This window comes from Sinomonas humi, assembly GCF_000802235.1.
In the GTDB taxonomy this organism is placed as follows: Bacteria; Actinomycetota; Actinomycetes; order Actinomycetales; family Micrococcaceae; genus Sinomonas; species Sinomonas humi.
This window is the reverse complement of sequence record NZ_JTDL01000045.1, coordinates 1-1,237: the sequence shown is the minus strand read 5'-3', so window position 1 is coordinate 1,237 and position 1,237 is coordinate 1. Positions and strand designations below refer to the sequence as shown.

At 68.1% G+C, this 1,237-nt stretch carries 1 protein-coding gene; it reads right to left on the bottom strand.

Annotation, left to right across the window (positions count from 1 at the left end; genetic code table 11):
• Positions 1 to 46: 46 nt before the first annotated feature.
• Entirely contained in the window at positions 47 to 1,036 is a 990-nt protein-coding gene (locus tag LK10_RS04125) for a PDR/VanB family oxidoreductase (protein WP_052206935.1), read from the bottom strand.
• Positions 1,037 to 1,237 lie beyond the last annotated feature (201 nt).

Genomic DNA, 1,237 nt, shown 5'->3' with positions numbered 1-1,237 from the left:
GCGGGAGCGTGCGATGGGTTGAGAGTAGGTTCTGGTTGCGCGGGGGTCAGAGGTCGAGGACGATGCGGGGCGAGCGCGAGCGGCTCACGCAGATCATCATCGTGTTGCAGGCGGCGCGCTCTTCCTCCTCGAGGTAGTCGTCGCGGTGGTCTGGCTCGCCTGCGAGCACTCTCGTCTCGCACGTGCCGCAGTAGCCCGCTTCGCATGAGAAGGGGACGTCAGGGCGCGCTTGGCGCACGACGTCCAGTAGAGTGCGCTCCGGTGGCACGGTGAGCACCGTTCCCGATTGGGCGAGCTCGACTTCGAACTCGCCGCCGTGCTGAGAGGTCGGGGGAGCGGGGGGCGTCTGCTGCGCACCGAAGCGCTCCACGTGCAGTTCGCGCGGCGGGTTCGAGGCGACGCAGGCCTGCTCGGCGGCTGCGATCATGGGTTCGGGCCCGCAGCAGTAATACTGGGCTCCGTCCGGCCCCTCCGCGGCGATCGCGGCGAGGTCGATGATGCCGTGCACATCCTGCGGAAGGATGTGGATGTTGCCCTCGTCGAGCAGGGCCAGTTCGTCCCGGAATGCCATGTGCTCGAGCGTCCGCCCGCCGTAGTAAAGGGTCCATGGGGTGCCGGCGGCGCTGGCCGCCCGGATCATGGCCAGGATCGGTGTGATCCCGATGCCCCCTGCGAGGAACACGTAGGCAGGGGCGGGTCGGAGCGGGAAGTTGTTCCGGGGCCCACGGATGTCGATGGTCCTGCCCTCGAGGGCCGTCTCGTGCACCTCCACCGACCCCCCGCGGCCGGTGTCAACCCGCAGGACGCCCACCCGGTAGCGCCCGCGGTCGTCGGCGGGGCCGCACAGGGAATACTGGCGGATCAAGCCGCTGGGCAGGATCAGATCGATGTGGGCGCCGGGTTCCCAGGCGGGGAGGTCGGCGCCGCTCGGGTCCGTGAGGGTCAGGCTGAGCACCGAGCTGGCTTCCGCGGTGACCTTCTCGATGAGCACAGTGCGGCGGGCTGTGCGCTCTTCGACGCCCGCTACCGCAGTCATGCGCCTGCCGCCTTGCTCGGGCGGATCTTCGACAATTCCATGATCTCTGGCCTCCGGTTGAGTTCCTTGCTGGACTGCGGGCGCTGGCCCGTGAGGCGCCGCGTCGCGATCCCAGAACCATCGAGACGCCCTCGTCCGGTGTGGACCGTTCATCTTTCGGGCTGTTCCGTATGGCTTTCATTAACCATAAACAACTGAGAT